This window comes from Exiguobacterium sp. UBA6282 (assembly GCF_002440475.1).
In the GTDB taxonomy this organism is placed as follows: Bacteria; Bacillota; Bacilli; order Exiguobacteriales; family Exiguobacteriaceae; genus Exiguobacterium_A.
This window is the reverse complement of record NZ_DJUM01000031.1, coordinates 6,165-32,278: the sequence shown is the minus strand read 5'-3', so window position 1 is coordinate 32,278 and position 26,114 is coordinate 6,165. Positions and strand designations below refer to the sequence as shown.

Sequence of the window (26,114 nt, the reverse complement as noted above, 5' to 3'; positions counted from 1 at the left end):
CATGGATGTAGAATCTAAAAAAAGCCGCTGGATGATTAACCTCGTATTGGCGCTTGCGTCAATCGTCTGGTTATTCCCAATTTTCGTCATGTTCAAAGAGAGTCTTCGCGTCAATGGATTCGATAACTATATTGCGACATTACAAAACCCGAACTTCCCGACATTCGTCTTCAACAGTTTCTTTGTCGCTTTCTTCATGATCATCATCTCGATCACGATTTTGGCGTTCGCAGCGTTCGCTTTCTCGAAGCTTGAGTTTGCTGGAAAACGTCTTTTGTTCAACATGGTCCTTGCTGGACTCATGTTACCTGTTGCATCGATGATCGTACCCTTGTTCTTCACGCTTCGTTCATTTGACGGGCTGAACAACCACTGGGGACTGATCGGAGCGGAAGTTGCCTTCTTCTTACCATTCGGTCTGATGCTTATCAAAGGATACTTTGATGAATTGCCAAACGAATTGATGGAAGCAGCGTATATCGATGGTGCGACGATTCTTGAAGTCTTCTTCAAAGTCATGCTACCGCTCGCAAAACCAGCGCTCGCAACAGCTTTAATCTATGCGTTCCTTAACTCATGGAACGAGTACTTGATGGTTCTTACGTTCATGACCGACCCTGCTTATCAGACAGTCACGATGGCACCAAGTTTCTTCAAGGATGCGCTTGGCGGGGACCCAGGGAAAATCTACGCTTCACTTGTTTTGATCAGTTTACCGACGATGATCTTCTATATCTTCTTCCAACGTTTCTTCCAAAAAGGGATGACGGCGGGTGCAGTAAAATAATTGTTTTTGCGTAAGGGGGAGCACAATGTATTTAGGAGTCGATTATTATCCAGAACAAACACCACGAGCACTATGGGAGGAAGACTTCCGACTGATGAAAGAACTTGGTGTCAACGTCGTTCGTCTCGCAGAATTCGCTTGGTCGATGATGGAGCCGGAAGAAGGCGTCTATGACTTTAGTTTTTGGGATGACGTCATCGAACGTTTGAGTGCGGAAGGATTCGATATCGTACTCGGGACACCAACCGCGACACCACCTGCGTGGTTGTGTACGAAGTATCCAGAAATCTTACCGGTCGATGAGAACGGTGTGACGATCAGCTTTGGTGCTCGTCGCCATTATACGGTCCACAGCGAAACGTACCAACGACTATCCGTCAAGATCACGGAAGAGATGGCGAAACGATACGGTCAACATCCTCGTGTTATCGGGTGGCAAACGGATAATGAATATGGGCATGAGAAATCGGATCGTTCTTACGGTGATGTCGACCGCGCTGCTTTTCAGCGCTGGTTAGAGAACCGTTACGGAACGCTTGATGCTTTGAACGAAGCATGGGGAACCGTCTTCTGGAGTCAGACGTACACGGCGTGGGATCAAATCCCGGTACCGCGTAAAGTCTATCAGGAACATAACCCATCCCTGCTCGTCGACTTCGATCGTTTTTGTGCCGACGGCTATACGTACTACAACAAATTACAAGTCGATGTCTTACGTCGCTACATCCCAGAGAACGTCTTCATCACGCACAACCTCGTCTACAGTGACATGGCGGTTAATCAACAGCAAATGGCGCAAGATCTCGATTACGTCGCGTTCGATAACTACCCGGTCTGGGGTGGCTTACCGGAGCCGAACCGGTTCGAGAAGATGGCAAGCGATCATGATCTTTGCCGCTCTTCGAAGCAAGGAAAAGGCTTCTGGGTCATGGAACAGTTGAGTGGCGCACAGGGCTGGAGTAAAATCGGTTACTTGCCACGACCAGGGCATATTCGTCTCTGGACGTATCAAGCAGTCGCGCGGGGAGCAGAAGCGATCGTCTACTTCCGATTCCGGGCTGCTCATTTTGGAACAGAGGAGTTCTGTCACGGCATCATCGATCATGATGGAAAACCGAAACGGAAATTCGAAGAAGTCAAACAGATCATGACGGAACTGAATACGTATGGCGATGAGATTAACGCGAGCCGTTACGACGCGAAGGTTGGTGTCTATTTCGATCAAGAAAACGTCTGGGCGTGGACGCATCAGCCGCACAGTGATGCGTTTGATTTTCGGACGGAGTTCGTCCGCTTCTATGGCGGAGCGGTTCGTCAACAAGTCGCAACCGACATCGTCTTCCCAGGTGATGATTTATCTCGTTATAAACTGATCATTGTTCCACTCTATTTCTTGACGAATCCTACGTTCGATGACGCCTTGATTGCGTACATGGAACAAGGCGGTCACGTCATCTTCACGTACCGGACAGGTGTCAAAGATGCACAAAATCATGTCGTACCGACGACGTTACCGGGTAAATTCGCACCGTATGCGGGTATTGAAATCGACGAATATGAGTCACTTCAATCCGTTCAGCAACATAAGGTGGCAGGTATCGGCGAGATGTTAGGACAATCCTCAACAGCGCGCCTCTGGTGTGACTTGATCACACCAACGACAGCAGAGACGCTTGCTGTCTATGAAGATACGTTCTACGAGGGTGTAGCGGCTGTGACGCGCAATGCCTATAAAGGAATGATTACCTACATCGGCTCATCGATTGATGACGCGATGATTGATACGATTTACCGTCAAGCGTTCACTGAGGCCGGCATCGAGATGATCGAGGCGCCGGATCAAGTTGAAATCATTCGTCGTCACGGCGAACAACGTGATTTCCTCTTCTTGATGAACCATAACACGAAAGAAGCACGGGACGTCACGCTCGACGGAACATACCAAGCATTGACAAAGGAAAAGACATATCGTGGAACGGTCCGACTCGCACCACTTGAGACACTGATTCTGACGACGTAAGGAGGAAGAGAACCATGGCAATCTTTGAAGTAGCAGGACGTCGTTTCGTCGTCGAGGGGAAACGGGTCGCTCACGTCGTGACAGTCGGTGCGAACGGGAAGCTGATTCACACCTATTTCGGTGCCAAGTTACCGTACAGGGATGATTATGAAGCATTACCGAGTCCGGTCGTCGCACACAGTTCGTTTGAATCACCAGACGGCGTCGCGACGTATGATTTCGTACCATTCGGCGAAATGTTGTACACGGAGCCAACTTTGAAATCGGAACGAGAGGACGGACAACGGATTCACCAGTTCCAGTTTGAACGCTCCGAGCAGACAGAAACGAAACTGACATTGTGGCTTTTTGATCCGTTGCAGGAGATGCGTGTCGGAGTGCAATATGAACTGTTTGTCGATTACGACATCATTGGCCGTTCGATTGTCGTCGAAAATACAGGACGATTACCTGTTCGTTTAACAGCAGCCCAGTCCTTCGCAATGGGACGTTGGCATCAACCGAATTTAAAACTGCATCACTTCGCTGGGATGTGGACAGGTGAGTTCAAGAAACAAATCACACCGGTGACACCAGGACGCCAGACGATTGAAAGTCGGCGCGGGGTGACGAGTCATCAAGCGAATCCTTGGTTCGCACTCGAGCAGGATGCGACAGAAGATGGCGGTGAAGTCGTTTATGGACATTTTGCCTATTCGGGTAACTGGGCGATTCACGTCGAACAAGATGCGTTCGGTTTCGTTCAGCTATCGGGCGGGATGAATCCGTTTGACTTCAGCTGGAAATTATCACATCAACAACAGTTGACGACACCAACGTTCTACATCGGCTATGCGGACGGTTTCGCGGATATGAGTGCCCATGCACATGCGTTCCAGCGAGACGTCATCATGCCGCGTGCGACTGATCGTCCAGTTCTCTATAATTCATGGGAAGCGACCTATTTCGATGTGACGGAATCTGGTCAACGTGAACTCGTCGATCTTGCAGCAGGAATCGGCTGTGAACTGTTCGTCGTCGATGACGGTTGGTTCGGTGAACGCCATTCCGATCAAGCGGGACTCGGGGACTGGCAAGTCAATCGGGAAAAGTTTCCGAATGGTCTAGAGCCTTTGATCTCATATGTGAAACAACAAGGGTTACAGTTCGGGCTATGGGTCGAACCGGAGATGGTCAATCCGGATTCTGATCTATACCGGGCGCATCCGGATTGGATTTATCATGCACGGGATGCGGTTCGGACGACGTCACGGAATCAACACGTCTTAAATCTAGGATTACCAGAAGTTGAGCAATTCATTCTCGAGATGATGGATGACTTGCTGACGCATCACGCGATCGACTACATCAAATGGGACATGAACCGTGCCTTCTCGGAACCGGGTGTTCCAAAAGACCAGACGGATCGCCAACAGGAATTATGGAAACGTCACGTCGATGCATTGTACCGGATCTTTGATGAATTGCGTCGCTTGCATCCGACGGTCGACTTCGAAGCCTGTGCCGGTGGTGGCGGACGAATTGATCTCGGGATCCTCGCACGGACGGAGCAAGTCTGGACAAGTGATAACACGGATCCACTCGATCGCTTACAAATTCAGCATGACTTCTCTTACGCTTATAACGCGAAGATGATGAGCTGCTGGGTAACGGACGGACCGAACTGGTTAAATGGACGCAACGTGCCACTTGCGACACGCTTCGTCTCCTCGATGCAAGGAACGCTCGGGATCGGTGGTAACTTAAGCGAGTGGTCGACGGATGAGTTAGCGGAAGCAAAAGGCTGGATCGAGACCTATCAAGCGATTCGTCCGACAATCCAACGCGGCATCCAGTACCGTCTTTCATCCTTCACACAACAGACACCAAGCGTCATGCAGTATACATCGGAAGAAGAAACAGTCTTGCTCGCGATCGCGCCACTTCGGCAATACGGAATACATCAGTATCACTTCAAGCTAAAAGGACTCGACCCAACAATGCGCTACCAAGTCGAGGACCGGACGTTAAGCGGTGCCTACTTGATGCAACAAGGCTTGACGTTCTCATACACGACGGATTATGAAGCCCGCTGTCTGCGGATTCAGCCGGTCCATCGTGCGCTCTCACTACTCGAATCAAAGGAGACGATCGTATGACAGACCAGACGTTAGAAGCACAATTTGAACAGCGGTTTGGCTCACCGTCGACGCATCGCTTCTTTGCACCAGGACGGATCAATTTAATCGGTGAGCATACGGATTACAATGGCGGTCACGTCTTTCCGTGCGCGTTAACGTTCGGTACACACGCGATCGCGCGAAAACGAGACGATCAACGTTTCCGCTTCTACTCGCTGAATTTTGAACAGGACGGCATCATCGAAGTCGCACTCGAAGAACTGGCGTATGACGCGACGCACGGTTGGGCGAACTATGCGAAGGGTATGATTTCAGTCCTACAGGAAGCAGGATACCAGATCAATACAGGATGCGACATCTTGATTCAAGGTGACATCCCGAACGGAGCCGGTCTTTCGTCATCCGCTTCACTTGAACTCGTCATCGGAGTCTTGCTCGATCGATTGTATGGATTAGACATTCCACGTCTTGATCTCGTTCGGTTTGGTCAACAGGTCGAAAACCGTTATATCGGCGTCAATAGTGGTATCATGGATCAATTTGCGATCGGTATGGGGAAAGCGGGAGCGGGATTGTTGCTCGATTGTGAAACGCTCGACTATACGTATGCTCCACTCGATTTGACGGGATATACGATCATCATCATGAATACGAACAAACGCCGTGAACTGGCGGATTCGAAATACAATGAACGCCGAGCGGAATGTGAGGCAGCACTCGCTTACCTCAATCAATTCACGCCACGAGAAGCGCTCGGACAATGGACGACGTCAGAATTTGCGAAAGTCGCATGGGAAGACGAACGTTTGATGCGTCGCGCCCGACACGCGATTTCAGAAAATGAACGAACGCTTCAGGCACTAGCGGCACTTGAAGCGGGAGAACTGAAGACGTTCGGTCAGTTGATGAATGCGTCACACGTCTCGTTACGGGAAGATTATGAAGTGACAGGGATTGAACTCGATACACTCGTCGAAGCCGCTTGGGAGCAACCGGGCGTGCTCGGCGCACGGATGACAGGTGCTGGTTTTGGTGGCTGTGCGATTGCGATCGTTGAAGACGAGGCAGTCGACGCGTTCAAACAAGCTGTCGGCGAACACTATGAAGCACGGATCGGTTACCCAGCGACGTTCTATACAGCGACGGTCGGTGACGGAGCACGTGAAATCGAACGGGAGGTCATCTAAATGGCAACTTTAGTCGTAGGTGGAGCTGGTTATATCGGCTCCCATGCTGTCTATCAATTGATTGATGCCGGAAAGGATGTCGTCGTCATCGACCATCTGCAGTCCGGTCACCGTGAAGCGGTTCATCCGCAGGCACGTCTATATGAAGGAGACATACGCGATCGTGCTTTTCTCGATCGCGTCTTTACGGAAGAGACGATTGAGCAGGTCATCCATTTCGCTGCTTTTTCACTCGTTGGCGAGTCGATGACAGAACCATTACGCTACTTTGATAACAACGTTTACGGGACACAAGTGTTGCTCGAAGCGATGATCGCCCATGACATTAAACAGATCGTCTTTTCTTCGACGGCAGCCACATACGGTGAACAGGAGAAGATGCCGATTCTCGAAACAGCAGAAACGCGTCCGACGAATGCCTATGGTGAGACGAAGTTGATGATGGAGAAGATGATGCGATGGTCTGAACAAGCATATGGCTTACGTTATGTCGCATTACGTTACTTCAACGTTGCCGGTGCGCGCGTAACAGGAGAAATCGGGGAAGATCATACGCCGGAAACCCATCTAATCCCGCTCGTCCTCGAAGTTGCCAACCGACAACGGTCAGAAATTTCGATCTATGGCGATGATTATCCAACGCCTGACGGTACCTGTATTCGTGATTACATCCATGTCGAGGACTTGATCGACGCCCATATGCGAGCACTTGATTATTTGGCTGATGGAAACGAGAGTACGGTCTTTAACCTCGGTTCAAGCCAAGGNNATTCCAGAACGGATCATTGAACGTCGTGCAGGGGATCCGAGTATCTTAATCGCCGGATCTGCCAAAGCAAAAGAAGTTCTCGGCTGGACACCACAACGTACCGACATCGAAACGATCATCCGTGATGCTTGGAATTGGCATGCACATCACCCAGAAGGATACCGGACGAGCGTTCGTTAAAGAGAGACAGAATGAGGAGAGTGACGGCGATGAATGAACTCATCCAACAGTTAGTAGCGCAAGCGATCCAGAAACGCTTGATTGAACCGGAAGATGCGATCTACGCCCGGAACCGGATTCTAGCGCGAATCGGTCAAGCCGATTTTGAAGAACAGGCAGACGTACCATCTCGCCCAATTCCCGATATTTTGGACGACATGATTGAAGTGTTGATCGTAAGTGGGCAGTTGCCGGCGCGTCTTGAAGACAAAGAGCAGTTCGCAGCAGATGTGATGGACATTTTCGTTGCCCGTCCATCTGACGTGACGGCGGCATTCCGCCGTCTGTACGCTGAATCACCGGTAGCGGCAACAGATTACTTCTATCAACTGAGCCAAGCGAGTAACTACATCCAAACGAAGCGGATCGCTAAAAATAAACGCTATCAAGCGGATACGGCTTACGGGACGATCGATGTCACGATCAACTTATCGAAGCCGGAAAAAGATCCGCGTGAAATCGCAGCAGCTCGAACGGAGGCACCAACGGCGTCGAACTATCCAACCTGTCTGTTGTGCGTCGAAAATGTCGGCTACGCGGGTCGTGCGAATCATCCGGCCCGTGCGAATCACCGGGTTGTTCCGCTGACACTGATGGAAGAATCGTGGGCACTGCAATACTCACCATACGTCTACTACAATGAACATAGCATCATCCTGTCGCAGGAACATCGTGACATGGTCATCAATCGAGATGCCTTTGCACGTCTGATTGCCTTCGTTGAGCAGTTTCCACATTACTTCGCTGGTTCGAACGCTGACCTGCCGATTGTTGGTGGATCGATCCTGACGCATGATCATTATCAGGGCGGACGCTATACGTTTGCGATGGACCGAGCAAAAACTTTAACATCCTTTACGTTCCCGGATCAGCCGACAGTCACTGGGGAGACATTACACTGGCCACTGAGTGTGTTGCGTCTGAAGAGTAAAGATGCGTCGGCATTACTCAATGCTGCGACGACCGTCTATGAGACATGGTTGACGTACACGGATGAGAGTCAAGAGATTCGTTCACATACTGGTGAGACGCGACACAATACAGTGACGCCGATCGCCCGTCAACGTGATGGACAATTCGAGCTCGATCTCGTCTTACGGAACAACCGGACGTCAGCAGAACATCCGGACGGTATTTTCCATACGCATGCCGATATTCACCACATCAAGCGAGAAAATATCGGTTTGATCGAAGTGATGGGACTGGCAGTCTTACCGGCACGCCTGCTTCAAGAGTTGCAACAGGTCGAACAGTTCATCACAGGTGAAGTCGACGAAGTAGCTGTCGCTCATGCTGACTGGGCACAGGAACTAAAACAAGCGTATGTCGGACAACATGTCACGACATACGTCGAGCAAGCAGTTGCTGCAAAATTCGTACGTGGTCTTGAGGACTGTGGTGTCTTTAAACAGACAGAGGAAGGTCAGGCGGCGTTCGGACGATTCGTTCAACTCGTGACGCGCCAACCAGTGGAGGAACAACGATGACACGACTACTTGAGAAAGAGTTGATTCGACATACATTACGTCAGGAAGGCATCGAAGTGACACTCTGGAACTATGGCGGCATTATCCAGGACATCCGGACGATTGATCGGGATGGTCATTTGGAAAGCGTCGTCTTAGGTCTAGAGACGGTGAAAGACTATCAACAACACTCGCCGTACTTCGGGGCAATCGTCGGACGCGTCGCTGGTCGAATCGGACAGGCACGTTTCGAAGTAGAGGGAAAAGTCTATCCGCTCGTCGCAAACGACGGGGCGAATCATCTGCATGGTGGAATTCACGGATTTGATCAAGCGTGGTTTGATGTCATCGAAGCGACGGATACATTATTCCATTTGCGCTTAAAAAGTCCAAACGGAGAAGAAGGTTATCCGGGAACAGTCACACTCGATGTGTTTTATCGACTAAAAGATACGACATTGACACTTGAGATGTCGGCGGTGACGGATCAGACGACACCACTCAATCTGACGAATCATACGTACTTCAACCTATCTGGAAATGCGAAGCGAGATGTGTTAGATCATGTCTTGACGTTACCAAGCTACTGTTACTTACCGGTCCAGCCAGACGGCTTGCCGACAGGCGAACAACGGGATGTATCCGGAACCCCATTCGATTTCCGGAACGGTCAGTCGATTCGTGACGGGATTACGCTTGAGCATCCCGAGACGATCGCTGTTGGAAACGGCTACGATCATCCCTTCGTGTTGCGGGATAACACACTTCGACTTGAAGATCCGGTGTCCGGTCGTTTCGTCGACGTGACAACGAATCAGCCGGCGGTCGTGCTCTATACCGGAACGCAACTACTGACCGATTATACGGTTCATGGTGTTCCTGCTCGACCGTCGCTCGGTTTATGTCTTGAAGCACAAGTGCATCCAAATGCAATCCATGAATCTGATTTTCCTTCAATCCTGTTATCACCTGGTGAGACCTACCACTGGAAAACAGCTTATCATTTTAGTGTAGTATCTTGAAATAAGCCCCGCTTCCCGTGTCCAATTGGACAGGGAAGCGGGGCTTATTTGTGGTAGAACAGGGAAGGAAAAGTTTCAATTCACAGACGTTGCTCGAGCGCGAGTAGCGTCCGCTTCATATTCAGTCCGCCATGATAGCCGAGCAAATCGCCTTTTTTGCCGATAATCCGGTGACACGGGATCGCAAGCAGTAATCGATTTTTGCCGATTGCCGTGCCAATCGCGCGAGTCGCGTTCGGTCGGAAAAGACGTTCCGCGATATCGGAGTAGGTGGCGGTTTGACCGTACGGTACCGCACGTAGAGCATGCCAGACTTCAAGTTGAAACGGAGTACCGACTGGTGCGATCGGAAAGGAGAGTGTCGTCGACTGCTGATTCAAGTAGGCCAGCAGTTGCTCCGTATATGGAGCAAGCGCGGTATCAGAAGCAATTCGTTCCGCCCGAGGCAAGTGTTTCCGCGACCAGTCATCGAATAAATCCTCCGGTTCATCCCAAGCACCGACATAACAGAGACCATCCGCTGTAGCGGCGACCGGAAACGTATGGGTGTTCCATTGCATGCGAGTGAAGTACAGTTCCATGACCATATTTTCCTTTCTACACGAAATGAAGTGACGCATCCCAAAGAGGTGCTTTTTGCGCAGAGGCACCTCTTTTGATTACGCGCGCGAACCGACCTGTTCCCGCGGTGGAAGGTGGATCGATTGACCGAATAAGGATTCCATCGATTCCGTCAAGGCTTCGACCCTACTCGGATGTGCCATGACAGGGAAGAGGAGATCTTCTCGTTTCGCTGTCAGTTCCAGTGCTTGGGTGAATTGACCGACGAGACGATGAGCATCGTCTCCTATCATATGAATACCAAGGATCAGTGATGTCTGTTCGTCAGCGATGACCTTGACGAACCCACTGCCACCTTCAATCGTCGTCGTTCCGTTTGCATTTAGTGGGAACTGTCCACTCTGAACAGTATGTCCGGCTTCACGGGCTTCCTGTTCCGTCATCCCGACCGAAGCAATCGGAGGAAACGTTCGCAGAACGGTAGGATAATACGGTGTCGTCGGATCGACGTCTTGACCGGACAAGTGAGCTGCTGTCCGCTTCGCTTCGTGAATCGCACGAGTGGCGAACTGTGGACCCGGTGTGACATCACCGATCGCGTAAATATGCGGTTGATTCGTTTGTCCGTATGCGTCGACGGGGATCGTTCCGTCTTCTGCAAGCGTCACACCAATCCGTTCGAGACCGAGTGTCAAACTGTTCGGGATCCGGGAAAGGGACTGGAACAAATAGGCACCCTGATAGGCGACTTCTTCTCCGTTTTTCATGACCGTGACGGTCGCGTCCGATGAAGCCTCGATACGTGTCACGACATCCGACACGAGACGGATTTTTTGTTTTTTGAATGTCCGCTTCAGTTCCTTTTCAACGCTTGGTTCGAGTGACAATCGATCCGCGAACAACGTCACCTCTGTCCCAAGTGCATGGAAACAGGCTGCATCTTCGAGTGCTAACGTGTCAGATCCAATGATCAATAAGCTGGTTGGTAGTTGCTCGAGTTGATAAAGCTGTTCGGCATTCAGTCGGCACGATTCCTCGTGCTGGATGCTATGACTACCGGTCGCAATGATAACGTCTTGAAACCGGTACGTATCGAACTGATGTCCCGACTCAACACCGATCCGGTCCTCTGACAGGAAGGAGGCTGCACCAGAGATATGCTCAATCTGGTTCGCCTGACAGAGGGCGACGACACCTTGACGTAATTGCTGCACGACACGATTGCGGTAAGCATTCAGTTTACTGAAGTCATGGACAGTAGGGGGAGTGAATCCAAGGTCTTCAAGATGAGGCAAGCGTAACATTTCTTCTGCCGCATGCGCATAAACCTTGGACGGGATACAGCCTCGGTTCAAACAAAGTCCACCGAGTTCAGCTTGTTCAATCAGTGTCACCTTACGACCGCCTTGCGCAGCACGGATCGCTGCCGTGTAACCTGCGGGACCCCCACCGATAATCAGGAGATCCCGTTCTTGTGTAAGTTCGCCAACAACCATGTTAGATCAACTCCAAAAGTAGGGTAGTCGGATGTTCAATCAGTGAAACGAATCGATTTGTAAAGGCAACGGCCGTTGCTCCGTCTGCGACGCGATGATCGAACGACATCGACAAATTCATCATCGAGCGGACGACGATTTGATCGTCTTCATCGACACAGGCTCGTTTTTTCGTCTTGTGGAAGGCAATCAATGCCGTTTCTGGATAGTTGATGATTGGTGTAGCCCCCGTACTGCCCAGTGGACCAACATTGCTCATCGTAAAGGTACTTGGCTTTAAGTCCGCTGCACGTAAGGCACCGTTTTGAGCACGTTGTTGCAACGAGATCAGTTGATCATGCAATTCCGTCAGTGAGAGCCGATCGGCATGACGGATGACTGGCACCATTAACCCGTCTGGTGTCTCGGTTGCCATGCCAAAGTGGAAATCCTGCTCTAATCGAATACATTCATTCGCTTCATCGAGTTTGGCATGGAAGACGGGATAGTCTTTTAAGGCAACGATCAAGGCTTTGATGAAGAAAGCATTGATGTTGATATTTCGTCCAGCGGTTTTCCATTCTGCGCGTAGTGCGAGCAAGCGCGTCATGTCAACTTCCTCAAAGTGGGTGACGTGCGGAATCGTGTACAGCGACTGAGTCATCTTTTTCGCGATTTGCTTACGAATGCCGCGGAACGGAATCGTTTCCGGTGATGTTTCTTGGTATGTGACCTCTTCAATAATCGGTGTAGCTGTCTCTTGTGGAGCAGTAGTAGCCTGGACGAAGCGAAGCACATCGTCCTCTGAAACTCGACCTGATGGATCCGAAGCCGTCACAGCTTCGATATCAATCCCGTGGTCACGAGCAAGTTTTCGCGTATACGGTGTCGCTAGGACACGTTTTGATGGAGATGCTTGAGCAGGTGGGGCCGCGACAGCGACAGGCGCTGGTTCAGATACGCGCGACACTTCAGGTTTTACCGCGACCGGCACTTCAGAAGCGTTACTTGCTTCGATGTGCAACAACGTCGTACCGACTTGCACCGTCTGACCGACCGGAATGATGATTTTCTTGACGATTCCGGAGACAGGAGCCGGTAGTTCAGCGACCATCTTATCGGTCGCAACCTCAACGACCGGTTGATCGGTCGTGACGTGGTCTCCGACTTGAACGAGATAATGCGCGATTTCACCTTCCGTCATACCTTCCCCGACATCATGTAACTTGACTTCGATCATGGGACTCAGCTCCTTAAAACTCGACCGTACGCTGAATCGTCGCAAGGACTCGTTCCGGCGTCGGAATGTAATGGTCTTCGAGGGCGAACAGTGGAACCGGAACATCAAAACCTGTCACACGGGCAATTGGTGCCCGTAAATAAAGAAACGCCGTATCGTTGATCAACGTGACGAGATCATTCCCGAGACCACCCATCGCTGCGGCTTCATGCACGATGACGGCACGACCGGTCTTTTGAACGGAAGCAGCGATTGTGTCCCGGTCAAGCGGATAGAGCGTCCGTAAGTCGAGGACTTCGCAAGAAATACCGCGTTCCTGTGCAGCCATCGCTGCCTTGTGAGCCACTTGGACCATTGCCCCCCAAGCGATCAACGTCACGTCCGTCCCTTCATTGACGCAGCGCGCTTTTCCGATCTCGACGGTATAGGACTCGCTCGGTACGACTTCCTTGAATGAACGGTAACTACGCATCGACTCGAGGAACAACACGGGATCTGGATCTTCAATCGCAGCAATCAATAACCCTTTTGCGTCGTACGGTGTCGCCGGACAGACGACCTTGAGACCGGGCATTGATGTAAAGAGCGCCTCCGTACTATCGGAATGGATTTCCGGTGCCCGGATGCCGGCACCATAAGGCGCACGAATGACCATCGGCACACTATAGCGTCCCATCGTTCGCATCCGGATACGAGAGACATGGGTCATGATTTGTTCATAGGCAGGGTAGATGAAGCCGAGAAATTGAATCTCTACGATCGGTTTAAAGCCATTGATGGCAAGACCGATCGATGTACCGACGATGCCGGCTTCACTGAGCGGTGTATCAACGATCCGGTCTTCACCGAACTCTTCTTGTAAGCCGTCCGTCGCTCGGAAGACGCCACCGTTTTTTCCGACATCTTCTCCAAGAACGAGTGTCGTCTCATCCTCCGACAATTTTGTCCGCAGGGCATCCGTGACAGCTTGAACGAGTGTCATTTCTGTTTGACGATTGATTGGTGTTGCCATCTCATTTCCCCCTTGCTAGCAAATACGCTTCTTTTTGTTGCTGGACATCAACCGGTAAAGTTGCGTACGTATGATCGAACAAGTCATTGATGTCTGGCGCCTTGAATTGCTCCATCGCAACTACTGCCGCTTCGACTTCTGTTTGATGCCGTTCCTGCAGCTGTTGCATCCATGTTTCGTCAAAATAGCCTTGGTGTTTTAAGAAGTGTTCGAGTCGATCGAGCGGATCAACTCGGTCGCGCGAGCGTGCTTGATCCCGGTATTTTGTTGGATCATCTGCTGTCGTATGGGCACCAAACCGCCACGTGACGGCTTCGATCAATGTTGGTCCACCACCAGAACGGGCACGTTCAACAGCTGCTTGCATCGTAAAATAGACGGCAAAAGCATCGTTTCCATCAATCCGAACACTTGGCATCCCGTAGGCAATCGCTTTTTGCGCGATCGTCTCAGAATGCATCTGTTTTTCGATCGGAACAGAGATCGCGAACTGATTGTTTTGGTTAAACAGGATGACTGGTGCTTGGAAGACGCTTGCAAAGTTCATTCCTTCATGGAAATCCCCTTCAGACGTCGCTCCGTCACCAAAGTAGGCGACCGCGACGTTCGTCGTGCCTTTTCGTTTTTCCGCCCATGCGGCACCGACGGCATGCGGAATTTGCGTTGCAATCGGCACAGCAGGAGGAAAGATGTGTTTCTCAGACGGGACGCAACCTTCAACACGACCGTTCCAGTAGAGGAGTGTCCGCACCATGTCGGCACCGAACGTCAACGTTGCGCCGTGATCCCGATACGTCGGGAACAACCAGTCTTGATCGGACAACGCGAGTGCACTACCGACTTGCGCTGCCTCTTGTCCTTCGAACGGTGCATAAGTGCCGAGGCGCCCTTGGCGTTGTAAGTTGATCGCCTTCCGGTCGAACGTCCGGATCCGGTGCATCTGTTCATATAGGGTGAGGGTAAGCTCTTTTGTCAGATCGTGTTCTTTTGAGGCGTCGATGATACGACCTTCTTCATCGATAATGCGTTGAATCGGAAAATGTTGCTCCATGTCAGTCCCTCCTTCAGTGGTTACGGATATCCCATTTTGGTTTTGTCGTGTTCGTGAAGATGTTGTTGTGTTTCGCCCGAATCTGCATCCGTTTTTCACACATCCGGTTCGCCGCTTCGACCGTCGTGATGTTCTCTGCTTGCGACTCTTTGAAGACTTCGAGAACTGCGTCATAGATGTGACGCGTTTTTAGGAGAACCCGTTCGTGATTTGCTCCATACAGTTCGTCTGCCACTTGGATCAGCCCACCACCATTGACGATATAGTCTGGGGCATATAAGATGCCACGATCCATCAAGACGTGAGCAAGTTGTTCTTCCGCGAGTTGGTTGTTCGCCGAACCACAGATGGCTTTGCACGGTAAGAGCGCGATGTTTTGAGCGTGAATGACACCACCGTATGCACACGGGACAAAAATATCAGCATCCGTCAGATGAATTTCATGAGGCGAGACGACGCGAACCGTGCCAGGCGCCATTTCAGCTTGGGTTACGATTGCTGCTAGTGCCGCTTCATTGACGTCAGAGACATAAATCGTCGCCCCGGCGAGTAACAGTTGTTCGGCGACCTTAAAGCCGACTTTTCCGAGTCCTTGGATCGCGTAGGTTGCCCGACTTAATTCATCTGAACCGAATAACGTCTCGATCGTCGCCCGCAATCCATAGACGACACCTTCAGCCGTTGGAATCGATGAATCACCACTACCACCAAATGCTTCCGGAATGCCGACGATCCGTGATGTTTCTCGGCTAGCATGAACGAAATCATCCATCGTCGTGCCCATGTCCGTTCCCGTGTAGAACCGACCACCGAGCGAATCGACGAAGCGACCGAAGGCACGGAAAAGCTCTGGTGATTTATCCGTCGCTGGATTACCGATGATGACGGCTTTACCACCACCAAAATCAACATCAGCGGCAGCGCATTTATACGTCATACCGCGCGACAAACGCAGCACATCGTCAAGTGCTTCATCAACAGAAGCATAAGGCGCCATGCGGCATCCACCGAGAGCAGGACCGAGCGTCGTATCATGAATGGCGATGATGGCTTGTAACCCCGAGACAGGGTCGTTGCAAAAGACGACTTGTTCGTGACCAGCGATTTTTTCCATGATCGAGAGCGTTGGATTCGTAGATGGGTTTAACATGTTCATAGTAGAGTCCTCCTCTATCAAATATAAGTAAGCGCTTTCATTTTGTCGGGACATTATTTTGTAATTTTTCTTGAATCCGGCTTTTTTCTAAAATGAATTGTGTGACTTCCCCTGTACCGATGATCGTTTGTCCGTCTCGGACTTCAATGCTCGCGTCAACGCGACGTGAGGTCATCGACGTTACTGTCGCGGTTATGATCAATCGTGCTCCTTCCGCTGCCATACCAAGATGCTTCAGTGAAACTGCACCCCCAACACCTTCTTCACCAGCTTCTAGGTAAGGCAAGATCAGTTGACGTGCTGCCCATTCCATGTGATAAACCATCGAAACGGTGGAGTATGCTGGATGAACGAGCTGACCTTCGAATCGTGCAAACATATCTTCCGAGACGACCGCTTGAATCTCTGCTGTATCCCCGACAGCTAACCCTAGTTTCATCGTGATCCCCTTTCACAACACCGCATCTTTATTCAACCAAGTGGTCTTACCAAAAATAGTATAACACTTGTCACACGATATTTTATCAACCCGTTACAAAATGAGCAAATCATTTCAAAAATATTTTCCAAAAAAAGACTGTCTATCATGAAATCTCTTGTTTAATGTTGATTAATTTATCGATAAGTGCGTTGAAGTGATAAAGTAAGAATCGTTTGGGAGCATTTAACAAAACAAGATTGACAACATTGTGAACGTATCGTACGTTAAACATATAACTAAAAACAAACGACCGTTTTATTATTGTATACATGATGAGGAGGTGCAGATATGTACGATCAACATCACGAAACGATGGATGCTGAAACGCGGGAGCAGTTGCAGATGGAGCGATTGCGCCAAACGATGGAACACATCACGCGCGTCCCGTTCTATCAAGAACGTCTGCAGACCTTACAGATGACGGCGAACGATTTTCAAACGATCGAGGATCTACGAAAGTTTCCCTTCACACGTAAACAAGATTTACGCGATCATTATCCGTTCGGACTATTTGCCGTCGTACGAGAAGAGGTCACCCGGATTCATGCCTCGTCTGGAACGAGCGGTAAACCGACCGTCGTCGGATATACGCAAGAAGATTTAGATGACTGGGCCGGTGCCGTGGCACGCAGTTTAGTCTTAGCCGGTGGATCACCAGCTGATTTGCTGCACAATGCGTATGGTTACGGATTGTTCACAGGTGGTCTCGGGCTTCATGCAGGAGCAGAAAAACTAGGCATGACGATCTTACCGATTTCCGGTGGCAACACGGATCGCCAAATCACATTGATCGAGGATTTCCGACCGGACGGAATCTGCGGTACGCCTTCGTATATTTTACGCTTGGCAGAACGCATGATTGAACGTGGTATCGATCCACGGAAAACAAGTATGCGTTATGGCATCTTTGGGGCCGAGCCCTGGTCTGAGGAGATGCGGCAGACACTCGAACAGACCTTTGATCTGCAGGCACTCGATATTTACGGACTCAGCGAAATCATGGGACCGGGTGTCGCAATGGAGTGTCAAGAGCAAGCAGGTCTGCATATCATGGATGACTTATTCATTACGGAAGTCGTCGATCCCGTTACGGGGGAACCGTTACCAGATGGCATGGTCGGGGAACTCGTTTTTACAAGCTTGAAAAAGAAAGCGCTTCCAATCATTCGATACCGGACAGGCGACTTAGCTTCGATCACGCGTAAAGTGTGTGCTTGTGGTCGGACGACGACACGAATGTCACGTGTCAAAGGGCGGACGGACGACATGCTGATTATCCGAGGGGTCAACGTCTTTCCGTCAGAAATCGAGCGGGTCTTGCTCCAACAACCGGACGTGACGCCACATTATCAAATCCATCTCGTACGTAAAGCCGGACTCGATGCCGTTGAGCTACATATCGAATTCGAAAATATCTCAGAACGACAAATGCGTTCGATATGTGACGCCATCAAGTCGGAATGTCTCATTTCCATTGATCTCGTCTGTCACCCGCATCAAGGGTTACCACGATCGGAAGGTAAAGCCGTCCGGGTCGTTGATCGACGCTCGACATCACTCGTCTGATTCAAAGGAGGAACTAGCATGTATGATGCAACACAACTGTTCGAACCCGTCCAACTGACGGAAGACGAAAAATTAGCACGCTTCAAGGAACGAATCGAGCAAGGTGAAAAGATCGAAGCCGATGACTGGATGCCTGCTTTTTACCGAGACACACTGATTAAACTGATTTCGATGCACGGTATCAGTGAAATCATGGGTGCACTTCCGGAAAAAGAATGGGTTCCAAAAGCACCATCGCTTCGACGAAAACTTGGCATCATGGCGAAGGTCCAGGATGAAATGGGGCACGGGCAATTGTTGCTTCGTGTCGTTGAGGATTTGATGAAGCCGTATGGCAAGACACGTGGGGATTTGATGGATGATTTATTTACGGGACGATTGAAATTTCACAACGTCTTCCACATGCCGACACGGTCATGGGCCGATGCCGGAATGATTGGTTGGCTTGTCGATGGGGCGGCAATTATCACGCAGACGAACATGCTCGGCGCTTCGTACGGACCGTACGCGCGTGCCTTGCAACGGATCTGTGCAGAGGAAGTCTTCCACGCACAACATGGGGAGTCAATCATCATGGCACTCGCAGAAGGAACACCGGAACAGCGGGCAATGATTCAAGAATCACTGGATGAGTGGTGGGAATCCTTGTTGATGTTCTTTGGACCAGCCTCGAAAGAGACGACCGGGACATCGAAACAGGACGTGACGATCGCTTATAAGATTCGGACGAAAACGAATGAAGAGCTCCGGCAAAACTTCTTTACAAAGTACGTGCCGCGGATTCGTTCGCTCGGACTCGTCATTCCAGACCCGACGTTACGTTTTGATGAAGAGACAGGGCAATGGGAATACGCACAGCCGGACTGGACGAAATTCAAGACGATCATCCAAGGTGGAGGACCGCGTTCGAAAGAGCGACTAGATCTGCGCCGGACATCTTATGAGAATAATGCTTGGGTACGGGATGCACTCGCTGAAACGAAGGCATGAGAGGGGAAGGTACGATGAACGAGACGTTCTATCACGAATTCGAAGTCTTTAGCAAACGGACGCCGAACGCGGCGTTCACGCATCAATTCAGTTTACTTGCTCCAAATAAAGAGATGGCGTTACTGATGGCACAAGAAAACTTCATGCGCCGGGAACCAGTCGTCGATATCTGGGTCGTCAAACGTGAAGATATCCGTGGTTTGTCACCCGATGAAAAGCAGATGCTCCAACGCCTTGATAATAAGGACTACCGGACGACTAAAGGATATGGCTACTTGAAGAAAAAATGGCGGCATTACGAGCAACAGATGCTCGATGAAAAAGAGATCATGTCGTGGCAAGGAGGCGATTCCAAATGACGGAACAAGAACGGACGGCACTCGCCTCCTTACTGTATCAACTCGCAGATGATGACTTCCTCTATGCGTATCGTGGTTCGGAATGGCTCGGGCTTGCACCGCATATCGAAGAGGACGTCGCTTCATCCTCAATCGCGCAAGATTCGATGGGGCACGCGGCGATGTATTACCAACTCCTTGAGGAACTTGGTGAAGGGAATGCCGATGCGTTAGCCCACGTCCGCTTGGCACATGAACGGAAGAACTCGATTCTTGTCGAACGTGTCAATGGACCCGGCTACTATATGGAAAAACCCGAATATGACTGGGCATTCGCTGTCGTCCGGAACTATTGCTATACGGTCGCGAAAAAGATCCGGATTGATGCGTTGAAATCGAGCAGTTACGAGCCCCTTGCTGCTGCTGCCGTCAAGATCAATATGGAGTTGTACTATCATTTGCTGCACTGGCAAACGTGGTTCACCCAACTTTATCAATCGACGGAGACAGCGCGGCAGAAGATGGATGCAGCCCTAGAAAAAGTCCTCTACGACTTCGGCGACATGTTCGATTATGGTGAACACGGTCAACTGATCGAAGAGATGCGATTGATCGAAGGGCAAGGGATTTTACTTGATCGTTGGTATCAGACGATCACGCCGTTACTCGTCGAATTAAACGTGACCCTTCCAGAAATGCAGATGACACGCAATGGACGGGACGGCGATCACACGGAAGACTTGAATGACGCACTCGCGACACTCGGAGAAGTCTATCTGATTGATCAAACGGCGACGTGGTGAAAGGAGAGGGAAGCATGACGACAACGCTTCAGCATGCGATCCGTGAAGCCCTGAACGGGGTGAAGGATCCAGAAATCGATAGCGTCAGCATTTTAGATCTTGGCATGGTCGAGACGATGGACGCGGAAGCGACGGCGCATGGCTACACGGTGCACGTCACGCTTCTCCCGACGTTTCTCGGTTGTCCGGCGCTTGAAATCATTAAAAAAAATACCGAAGCTGCCTTGCAGGTGATTCCGAACGTCGAACAGGTCGATGTCCAGTTCCGGTTTGATCCACCGTGGACGTCAGACCGGATCACAGAACAAGGGATGCAAGGATTGAAGGAATTCGGCATCGCACCCCCTCGATTCGAACAAGGAAAGTGGGAGATTGACTGTCCGTATTGTGGATCAACGTATGTGACGATGGAAAACTTATTCGGACCGACAGCATGTCGAAGTATTCTCTACTGTAAATCGTGTAAAAATCCATTCGAGGCGATGAAACCCGTCTCTACTCTCATGTGAAGGAAGGTAATCAATATGGCAAAATTAATCGCACTGTACAAACATCCGGAAAACAAGGAAGCATTCGATCAGCATTACTTTGAGGTCCATGGTCCGCTAACAGCAAAAATTCCAGGACTGCAAGAAATGAATGTCACGAAAATCGTCGGCTCACCAATGGGCGGAGACGGAAAGTACTACTTGATGTGCGAGATGGTCTATGAAAGTCAGGAAGCGATGCAAGCAGGCATGCGTTCGCTCGAAGGAAAAGCGTCCGGGAAAGACTTGATGAGCTTTGCGGGGGATCTCGTCACATTGATGATTGGTGAAGATGTCCATGCCGACACAACAGTACGTTAAGACAGAAACGGTTGGTCGAATCGGTCGAATTCGGCTCGACCGGACGGCACGATACAATGCGCTGAACCGGACGATGGTCCGCGAAATCGTCGAGGCGATGGAGATATTTGATCGTGACGATCGGGTGACGGTCATCGTCTTGACGGGAAACGGAAAGTCGTTTTCAGCAGGTGCTGATATCGAGGAGATGCTCGAAGCGACACCGATCTCGATGGAACTCCTCGATCCATTCGCGGACTGGGACCGGGTCAGCCGAATCAAAAAGCCGATCATTGCAGGTGTCCATGGTTTCGTCCTTGGCGGCGGTTTCGAACTCGCACTTGCTTGTGATTTAATCTACGCCGATCCTGCGACACAGTTCGGTTTTCCAGAAGTCGGACTCGGCGTCATGCCGGGAGCAGGCGGGACGCAACGTTTGACGAAATGCATCGGTCGGACGCGGGCTCTCGAATGGCTCTTCACGGGTGACCGGATGCAGGCAGACGAAGCAGAACGACTTGGCATCATCAATCGAGTGACGATGGACGTTGAAGCGACGGTGCTTGCGATGGCAGAGCGGTTATCGAACCAGCCGAGCATGGCGTTACGACTGATCAAGGACGCAGCAAACAAAGCCGTCGATTTGTCGTTACAAGATGGCATGGAGCACGAACGCCGGAACTTCTATCTGTTGTTCGCAACAGCCGATCAAACAGAAGGTATGCAAGCTTTTCTCGAAAAACGCCCACCGATTTTCAATCAACAGGAACAGGAGTGAATACAATGTCGACAGTACATGAAAAAACACTTGAAATGAAACGGTCCGTCTATCATTTGCTCATTAACGGCGAACAAGTCGAAGGTGCAACAGGCGAGACATTTAAAACATATAATCCGGCAACAGGTGAAGTGATTGCAGAAGTTGCAAAAGCGTCGAAGGAAGACGCTGATCGTGCCGTTCAAGCCGCACGGGATGCGTTTGATCACGGGAAGTGGAAGATGTGGCCAGTCGGACGCCGCGCGCAAATCTTAAATAAGATTGCGAGCATCATGCGTTCCCGCTTCAACGAAATCGTCGAACTTGAGATTCTCGATACAGGGAAATCACTAGCAGCGGCGCAAGGACAAGTCACGCAAGCGATTGAAGACTTTGAGTTCTACGCAGGTGCGATCGTCGGTCACCGCGGTGTCGTCAATAATGTGCCGGGACAATTCCATAACTACACAGAAAAAGAAGCGGTCGGTGTTTGTGCGCAAATCATCCCGTGGAACTATCCGTTGATGATGGCAGCTTGGAAAGTCGCACCAGCAATCGCAGTCGGTTGTTCGGTCGTCGTCAAACCAGCGACGTTGACTCCGTTGACAGCGATCATTCTTGGTGAGATTTGTCTAGAAGCTGGTGTACCAGCGGGTGTCGTCAACGTCATTCCGGGATCTGGACGCGAGATCGGTAACCATCTCGTCGAGCATCCTCACGTCGATAAAGTCGCCTTCACGGGCTCGACGCCAGTCGGTAAAGACATCATGGGACGTGCGTCCGAGACGTTAAAACGAGTCACACTCGAACTCGGTGGAAAATCACCGAACATCGTTTTTGAAGATGCAGACGTGACAGCAGCCGTTGATGGTTCGTTGTTCGGAATCTTCTATAACAGCGGTCAATCGTGTGAAGCACGCTCGCGTTTGTATGTTCACGAAGAGATTTACGACGCGTTCATGGAGCAATTCGTCGCGAAGACAAAACAACTCGTTCTCGGCAATCCATTTGATAAAGGGACACACGTCGGAGCGATCATCGACCAACAACAAGTCGATGTCATCGATGGATACGTCCAGTCAGCGAAAGCAGACGGAGCGACAATCGTCACAGGTGGTCATGCGACAGCACCAGAAGGATACGAAAAAGGCTTCTGGTACGCACCAACGATCATCACGGACGTCACGCACGAGATGAAAGCGGTCAATGAAGAAATCTTCGGACCGGTCGTCGTCGTCATGCCGTTCAAAGATGAAAAAGAAGCGATTCGTTTAGCGAACGACACATCGTTTGGACTCGGATCAGCGGTTTGGACAAAAGACGGTGCAAAAGCGACGCGCGTTGCCAACCAAATCAAAGCCGGTATCGTCATGGTCAACTGTCCGTTTTCTGCTTTCCCAGGTACACCGTTTGGTGGGTATAAACAATCAGGATTCGGTCGTGAACTCTGTATCGAAACACTTGATCTGTACACAGAAACGAAGAGTATCTTGTCGTATTACGGCAGTCGTCCACTCAATCCGTTCGGACTATAAGCAAGAGGGAAGGCTGGAGTTCCGTCGGGAAGTCCAGCCTTTTTTAACAGCACAGGGGATAAGGGGGAAATCAGATGGTAGAACAAATCGTTGTCGTCGGATCCGGCGTCATGGGACGTGGCATTGCGTACGTTGCCGCACACCGTGGATTTCAGGTGACACTCGTTGATATTAAAGAAGCGTATGTCGAAAGTGCCTATCAAGAACTCGAACGCATCGCGGAGAAAGGCATCGCGCGGGGGAAAATGTCCGCGAGTGAAGTCGAGGGACTGTTCGATCGATTAAGTTTGTCGACGGATTTAGCAACAGCTGCACAACAAGCGGATCTCGTCATTGAGGCGGTACCGGAACAACTCAGCATCAAACAGCAAGTCTTTGAAACGCTAGAAGCGAATGCACGTCCGGACTGTTACTTTGCGACGAACACGTCGACGATGAGTCCGACGGAAATTGCCTCTTTTACGAACCGGGCGGACCGGGTCATGGCGATGCATTTCTTCAATCCGGTTCATTTGATGCCACTGATCGAGCTCGTTCGTGGTCTTGAGACGTCGGATGAGACGGTTGCTGCCTTAGAGCAAGTGGCGCGTCAAATGCAGAAGGAAACGGTCGTCATCCGTGAGTTTCCCGGTTTTGTGACTTCACGGATCAGTGCGCTCGTCGGAAACGAAGCGTTTTATATGTTGCAAGAAGGGCTTGGAACACCGGAAGAGATCGATAAAGCAATCAAACTCGGCTTGAATTATCCGATGGGACCCTTTGAACTGGGTGACTTGGTCGGACTCGATACTCGACTCCACAACTTAAAGTATCTCCATGAGAAACTCGGTGAAAAATACCGTCCGGCACCACTGCTTGAACAGTATGTCAAAGCCGGTCGACTCGGTCGTAAAACAGGTCGTGGGGTTTACGACTACACGAATCGTGAGGTGACGTCATGAAACGTGTTGCCATCATCGATGCCGTTCGGACACCGATCGGTCGCTATAACGGCGCGTTGCGTCAAGTTCGCCCGGATGATTTAGGGGCACGTGTCATCGAAGCGTTGCTGAAGCGCAATCCACAAGTCGATCCAAAGACGATCGAGGAAGTCATTTTCGGCAATGCGAATCAGGCGGGGGAAGATAACCGGAACGTCGCCCGGATGTCCGGACTGCTGGCTGGTCTACCGGTCGAAGTCGCTGGTACGACGATCAATCGCTTATGTGGATCAGGACTCGATGCTGTCATCGCAGCCGCTCGCGGAATTGCCTTAGGTGAAGGGGACATCTATATCGCTGGAGGAACGGAAAGCATGACACGTGCACCGTTCGTCCTCGCGAAGCCGAATCAAGCCAACCCGCGTGGCAATCAGACGATGTATGATACGACGATTGGCTGGCGGTTCGTCAATGATCGCTTAGCAGATCAATACGGAACGGATTCGATGCCGGAGACAGCTGAGAACGTCGCCCGTCAGTACGGCATCTCACGCGAAGCACAGGATGACTTTGCGTTTGAGAGTCAGCAACGCGCAAAACGAGCCATCGAGGCAGAGCGCTTCACGGAAGAACTAGTTGCGGTTACGCAAATGGATCGGAAAGGCAACGTCAGCGTCTTCGACCGCGATGAACATCCTCGTCCTGAGACGACACGTGAGAAACTCGCGACGCTTCGTCCTTTATTCCCGAACGGTACCGTGACGGCGGGAAATGCATCTGGCGTCAACGATGGTGCGTCGGCGCTGTTATTGATGAGTGAAGAAAAAGCAAACGAACTCGGCTTGACACCGCTTGGGTATTACCGAGCGAGTGCGACAGCAGGGGTTGAACCCGCCATCATGGGGATCGGACCGATCGACGCGACGAAAAAAGTCCTCCGACGGGCAGGATTGACGGTCGAACAGCTCGATCAGATTGAGTTGAACGAAGCGTTTGCGGCTCAAAGTCTTGCTTGTATTGAAGCACTCGGTCTACCGAGCGAAAAAGTCAACGTCAACGGCGGAGCGATTGCCTTCGGTCATCCGCTCGGCGCAAGTGGAGCGCGGATTTTGACGACGTTATTGCATGAGATGCGCCGGACGAACCGGACGTATGGTCTTGCCACGATGTGTGTCGGAGTCGGACAGGGTATCGCACTCGTCGTCGATCGGGAGGGACTCGTATGATTCATTTGGAACGAGAAGGCTATATCGCGATCGTCCGGATCGATCGCCCAGAACGGTTGAACTGTCTCGATTATCCGACACTTGTCGCCTTACAGGAACAAGTCGATGCGTTGTCGGTCGACTCGGAAGCGCGGGTCGTCCTGTTTACCGGAACCGGTAAAGCATTTAGCGCCGGCGCCGATTTAAAGGAACGCGTACATTTAAATGAGGAAGAAGTCCGACGTAATGTCCTTGCGATTCGCAACGTCTTCACCTCGATCGCACAATTACCACAACCGACAATCGCTGCCGTCAATGGTCACGCGCTCGGTGGTGGATTTGAATGGATTCTCGCCTGTGATTTCCGCTTTCTCGTCGAGGATGCACTCGTCGGGTTGACAGAGACTAGCTTCGGGATCATTCCCGGGGCTGGCGGAACACAACGCTTACCACGGTTGATCGGGGAGACACGAGCAAAGGAACTGATCTTCACGGCGAAAAAAATCGATGCGATGACAGCAGAACGTTACGGACTCGCGACAGCCGTCGTCGCCCGGGAAGCGTTGATGACGACCTGTCTTGAGTTTGCCGGTCAGATGTTACAGAA

24 protein-coding genes and 1 pseudogene are annotated in these 26,114 nt (G+C 50.9%); 18 read left to right on the top strand and 7 right to left on the bottom strand.

Annotated elements, in window-relative coordinates; translation table 11 throughout:
* The first annotated feature begins 1 nt into the window (after nt 1).
* The 7 genes and pseudogenes from B2751_RS09540 (at nt 2) to B2751_RS09510 (ending at nt 9,590) form a co-directional block, all read left to right on the top strand.
* Nucleotides 2–787 carry a carbohydrate ABC transporter permease gene (locus B2751_RS09540; RefSeq protein ID WP_035411101.1) on the top strand — a complete coding sequence of 262 codons (786 nt, stop codon included), beginning with the start codon at nt 2–4 and terminating at the stop codon, nt 785–787.
* 25 nt (nt 788–812) lie between these two features.
* Entirely contained in the window at nt 813–2,807 is a 1,995-nt protein-coding gene (locus tag B2751_RS09535) for a beta-galactosidase (RefSeq protein ID WP_290774457.1), read from the top strand.
* Nucleotides 2,808–2,821: 14 nt separating this feature from the next.
* Nucleotides 2,822–4,945 (top strand): alpha-galactosidase, encoded by a 2,124-nt coding sequence (locus tag B2751_RS09530; RefSeq protein ID WP_290774455.1) that lies wholly within the window; start codon nt 2,822–2,824, stop codon nt 4,943–4,945.
* The gene (locus B2751_RS09525) at nt 4,942–6,114 is read left to right on the top strand and encodes a galactokinase (protein ID WP_290774453.1); all 1,173 of its coding nucleotides are present in this window, start codon (nt 4,942–4,944) and stop codon (nt 6,112–6,114) included. The genes B2751_RS09530 and B2751_RS09525 overlap by 4 nt, the downstream gene beginning before the upstream one ends.
* Nucleotides 6,115–7,063 (top strand): annotated as a pseudogene (gene galE, locus B2751_RS09520) (UDP-glucose 4-epimerase GalE).
* Between the two features lie 29 nt (nt 7,064–7,092).
* Entirely contained in the window at nt 7,093–8,589 is a 1,497-nt protein-coding gene (locus tag B2751_RS09515) for a UDP-glucose--hexose-1-phosphate uridylyltransferase (protein WP_290774451.1), read from the top strand.
* Entirely contained in the window at nt 8,586–9,590 is a 1,005-nt protein-coding gene (locus B2751_RS09510) for an aldose epimerase family protein (RefSeq protein ID WP_290774449.1), read from the top strand. Before B2751_RS09515 ends, B2751_RS09510 begins: the two co-directional genes overlap by 4 nt.
* Before the next feature lie 80 nt (nt 9,591–9,670).
* Here B2751_RS09510 and B2751_RS09505 read toward each other — a convergent pair whose 3' ends face one another.
* The 7 genes from B2751_RS09505 to B2751_RS09475 form a co-directional block, all read right to left on the bottom strand.
* Nucleotides 9,671–10,171, bottom strand: a complete 501-nt coding sequence (locus tag B2751_RS09505; RefSeq protein ID WP_290774447.1) for a methylated-DNA--[protein]-cysteine S-methyltransferase — start codon at nt 10,169–10,171, stop codon at nt 9,671–9,673.
* A 78-nt stretch (nt 10,172–10,249) separates the two neighbouring features.
* Nucleotides 10,250–11,647 carry a dihydrolipoyl dehydrogenase family protein gene (locus B2751_RS09500; RefSeq protein ID WP_290774445.1) on the bottom strand — a complete coding sequence of 466 codons (1,398 nt, stop codon included), beginning with the start codon at nt 11,645–11,647 and terminating at the stop codon, nt 10,250–10,252.
* Nucleotide 11,648: 1 nt separating this feature from the next.
* Nucleotides 11,649–12,866: a dihydrolipoamide acetyltransferase family protein gene (locus tag B2751_RS09495; RefSeq protein ID WP_056063809.1), complete on the bottom strand. Its 1,218-nt coding sequence runs from the start codon at nt 12,864–12,866 to the stop codon at nt 11,649–11,651.
* Nucleotides 12,867–12,879: 13 nt separating this feature from the next.
* A complete protein-coding gene (locus B2751_RS09490) occupies nt 12,880–13,878 on the bottom strand; it encodes an alpha-ketoacid dehydrogenase subunit beta (RefSeq protein WP_290774443.1) in 999 nt (332 codons plus the stop codon).
* Between the two features lies 1 nt (nt 13,879).
* Nucleotides 13,880–14,929: a pyruvate dehydrogenase (acetyl-transferring) E1 component subunit alpha gene (pdhA, locus tag B2751_RS09485; RefSeq protein WP_290774441.1), complete on the bottom strand. Its 1,050-nt coding sequence runs from the start codon at nt 14,927–14,929 to the stop codon at nt 13,880–13,882.
* 13 nt (nt 14,930–14,942) lie between these two features.
* Nucleotides 14,943–16,085, bottom strand: coding sequence for a Glu/Leu/Phe/Val family dehydrogenase (locus B2751_RS09480; protein WP_035411065.1), 1,143 nt, complete (start codon nt 16,083–16,085; stop codon nt 14,943–14,945).
* A gap of 37 nt (nt 16,086–16,122) precedes the next feature.
* A complete protein-coding gene (locus tag B2751_RS09475; RefSeq protein WP_035411062.1) occupies nt 16,123–16,524 on the bottom strand; it encodes a thioesterase family protein in 402 nt (133 codons plus the stop codon).
* A gap of 330 nt (nt 16,525–16,854) precedes the next feature.
* On the opposite strand from B2751_RS09475, the gene B2751_RS09470 reads away from it, so the two are divergent.
* The 11 genes from B2751_RS09470 to B2751_RS09420 all read left to right on the top strand — a co-directional run.
* Nucleotides 16,855–18,132: a phenylacetate--CoA ligase family protein gene (locus tag B2751_RS09470; RefSeq protein WP_290774439.1), complete on the top strand. Its 1,278-nt coding sequence runs from the start codon at nt 16,855–16,857 to the stop codon at nt 18,130–18,132.
* Between the two features lie 18 nt (nt 18,133–18,150).
* Nucleotides 18,151–19,122: a 1,2-phenylacetyl-CoA epoxidase subunit PaaA gene (paaA, locus tag B2751_RS09465; RefSeq protein ID WP_035411059.1), complete on the top strand. Its 972-nt coding sequence runs from the start codon at nt 18,151–18,153 to the stop codon at nt 19,120–19,122.
* A 14-nt stretch (nt 19,123–19,136) separates the two neighbouring features.
* Nucleotides 19,137–19,481, top strand: coding sequence for a 1,2-phenylacetyl-CoA epoxidase subunit PaaB (gene paaB / locus B2751_RS09460; RefSeq protein ID WP_023466991.1), 345 nt, complete (start codon nt 19,137–19,139; stop codon nt 19,479–19,481).
* Nucleotides 19,478–20,263, top strand: a complete 786-nt coding sequence (paaC, locus tag B2751_RS09455) for a 1,2-phenylacetyl-CoA epoxidase subunit PaaC (RefSeq protein ID WP_056063799.1) — start codon at nt 19,478–19,480, stop codon at nt 20,261–20,263. The genes paaB and paaC overlap by 4 nt, the downstream gene beginning before the upstream one ends.
* A 14-nt stretch (nt 20,264–20,277) precedes the next feature.
* The gene (gene paaD / locus B2751_RS09450) at nt 20,278–20,772 is read left to right on the top strand and encodes a 1,2-phenylacetyl-CoA epoxidase subunit PaaD (RefSeq protein ID WP_290774437.1); all 495 of its coding nucleotides are present in this window, start codon (nt 20,278–20,280) and stop codon (nt 20,770–20,772) included.
* A gap of 15 nt (nt 20,773–20,787) precedes the next feature.
* Nucleotides 20,788–21,111: an EthD family reductase gene (locus tag B2751_RS09445; RefSeq protein ID WP_023466996.1), complete on the top strand. Its 324-nt coding sequence runs from the start codon at nt 20,788–20,790 to the stop codon at nt 21,109–21,111.
* Nucleotides 21,089–21,868 (top strand): enoyl-CoA hydratase/isomerase family protein, encoded by a 780-nt coding sequence (locus B2751_RS09440; protein WP_290774434.1) that lies wholly within the window; start codon nt 21,089–21,091, stop codon nt 21,866–21,868. The genes B2751_RS09445 and B2751_RS09440 overlap by 23 nt, the downstream gene beginning before the upstream one ends.
* Before the next feature lie 5 nt (nt 21,869–21,873).
* Nucleotides 21,874–23,382 carry an aldehyde dehydrogenase family protein gene (locus B2751_RS09435; RefSeq protein ID WP_058703594.1) on the top strand — a complete coding sequence of 503 codons (1,509 nt, stop codon included), beginning with the start codon at nt 21,874–21,876 and terminating at the stop codon, nt 23,380–23,382.
* 74 nt (nt 23,383–23,456) lie between these two features.
* Nucleotides 23,457–24,323, top strand: coding sequence for a 3-hydroxyacyl-CoA dehydrogenase (locus B2751_RS09430; RefSeq protein ID WP_056063783.1), 867 nt, complete (start codon nt 23,457–23,459; stop codon nt 24,321–24,323).
* A complete protein-coding gene (locus B2751_RS09425) occupies nt 24,320–25,528 on the top strand; it encodes an acetyl-CoA C-acyltransferase (protein ID WP_290774431.1) in 1,209 nt (402 codons plus the stop codon). The genes B2751_RS09430 and B2751_RS09425 overlap by 4 nt, the downstream gene beginning before the upstream one ends.
* Nucleotides 25,525–26,114 (top strand): enoyl-CoA hydratase-related protein (locus B2751_RS09420; protein WP_290774429.1); only part of this gene is annotated, 590 nt, incomplete at its 3' end. The genes B2751_RS09425 and B2751_RS09420, both read left to right, overlap by 4 nt.

Bases quoted from the DNA above. Each gene is read 5' to 3' on its own strand.
- B2751_RS09480 (WP_035411065.1), bottom strand. From the start codon at position 16,085: ATGAACATGTTAAACCCATCTACGAATCCAACGCTCTCGATCATGGAA.
- paaC (WP_056063799.1), top strand. From the start codon at position 19,478: ATGACGGAACAAGAACGGACGGCACTCGCCTCCTTACTGTATCAACTC.
- B2751_RS09535 (WP_290774457.1), top strand. From the start codon at position 813: ATGTATTTAGGAGTCGATTATTATCCAGAACAAACACCACGAGCACTA.
- B2751_RS09505 (WP_290774447.1), bottom strand. From the start codon at position 10,171: ATGGAACTGTACTTCACTCGCATGCAATGGAACACCCATACGTTTCCG.
- paaD (WP_290774437.1), top strand. From the start codon at position 20,278: ATGACGACAACGCTTCAGCATGCGATCCGTGAAGCCCTGAACGGGGTG.
- B2751_RS09525 (WP_290774453.1), top strand. From the start codon at position 4,942: ATGACAGACCAGACGTTAGAAGCACAATTTGAACAGCGGTTTGGCTCA.
- B2751_RS09440 (WP_290774434.1), top strand. From the start codon at position 21,089: ATGCCGACACAACAGTACGTTAAGACAGAAACGGTTGGTCGAATCGGT.
- B2751_RS09445 (WP_023466996.1), top strand. From the start codon at position 20,788: ATGGCAAAATTAATCGCACTGTACAAACATCCGGAAAACAAGGAAGCA.
- B2751_RS09470 (WP_290774439.1), top strand. From the start codon at position 16,855: ATGTACGATCAACATCACGAAACGATGGATGCTGAAACGCGGGAGCAG.
- B2751_RS09495 (WP_056063809.1), bottom strand. From the start codon at position 12,866: ATGATCGAAGTCAAGTTACATGATGTCGGGGAAGGTATGACGGAAGGT.
- B2751_RS09515 (WP_290774451.1), top strand. From the start codon at position 7,093: ATGAATGAACTCATCCAACAGTTAGTAGCGCAAGCGATCCAGAAACGC.
- B2751_RS09510 (WP_290774449.1), top strand. From the start codon at position 8,586: ATGACACGACTACTTGAGAAAGAGTTGATTCGACATACATTACGTCAG.
- B2751_RS09540 (WP_035411101.1), top strand. From the start codon at position 2: ATGGATGTAGAATCTAAAAAAAGCCGCTGGATGATTAACCTCGTATTG.
- pdhA (WP_290774441.1), bottom strand. From the start codon at position 14,929: ATGGAGCAACATTTTCCGATTCAACGCATTATCGATGAAGAAGGTCGT.
- B2751_RS09435 (WP_058703594.1), top strand. From the start codon at position 21,874: ATGTCGACAGTACATGAAAAAACACTTGAAATGAAACGGTCCGTCTAT.
- B2751_RS09490 (WP_290774443.1), bottom strand. From the start codon at position 13,878: ATGGCAACACCAATCAATCGTCAAACAGAAATGACACTCGTTCAAGCT.
- paaB (WP_023466991.1), top strand. From the start codon at position 19,137: ATGAACGAGACGTTCTATCACGAATTCGAAGTCTTTAGCAAACGGACG.
- paaA (WP_035411059.1), top strand. From the start codon at position 18,151: ATGTATGATGCAACACAACTGTTCGAACCCGTCCAACTGACGGAAGAC.
- B2751_RS09530 (WP_290774455.1), top strand. From the start codon at position 2,822: ATGGCAATCTTTGAAGTAGCAGGACGTCGTTTCGTCGTCGAGGGGAAA.
- B2751_RS09500 (WP_290774445.1), bottom strand. From the start codon at position 11,647: ATGGTTGTTGGCGAACTTACACAAGAACGGGATCTCCTGATTATCGGT.
- B2751_RS09425 (WP_290774431.1), top strand. From the start codon at position 24,320: ATGAAACGTGTTGCCATCATCGATGCCGTTCGGACACCGATCGGTCGC.
- B2751_RS09475 (WP_035411062.1), bottom strand. From the start codon at position 16,524: ATGAAACTAGGGTTAGCTGTCGGGGATACAGCAGAGATTCAAGCGGTC.
- B2751_RS09430 (WP_056063783.1), top strand. From the start codon at position 23,457: ATGGTAGAACAAATCGTTGTCGTCGGATCCGGCGTCATGGGACGTGGC.